The organism is Pseudomonas sp. SIMBA_068 (assembly GCF_046534705.1).
GTDB classification, from domain to species: domain Bacteria; phylum Pseudomonadota; class Gammaproteobacteria; order Pseudomonadales; family Pseudomonadaceae; genus Aquipseudomonas; species Aquipseudomonas putida.
In genome coordinates, this window is the sequence record NZ_JAWRYI010000713.1 from 1 (window position 1) to 265 (window position 265).

Annotated in this window: 1 protein-coding gene; it reads left to right on the forward strand. The window is 66.8% G+C overall.

From position 1 onward, the window contains the following. Nucleotides 1-265 (forward strand): efflux RND transporter permease subunit (locus tag SB756_RS31095; protein ID WP_410913373.1); only part of this gene is annotated, 265 nt, incomplete at both ends.

Consider the following 265-nt stretch of genomic DNA (forward strand, 5'->3'; position numbering starts at 1 on the left):
GCGTGAAGAAGGTCGACATCATCGGCGAGCAGGCGGAGCGCATCTATATCCAGCTGTCGCACGACCGGCTCGCGACGCTCGGCGTGAGCCCGCAGGACGTGTTCGCCGCGCTCAACGGCCAAAACGCGCTGACGCCGGCCGGCTCCGTCGAGACGCGCGGCCCGGAGATCTTCATTCGCGTGGACGGCGCGTTCGACAAGCTGCTGAAGATTCGCGACACGCCGATCGTCGCGCAAGGTCGCACGCTGAAGCTGTCGGACATCGC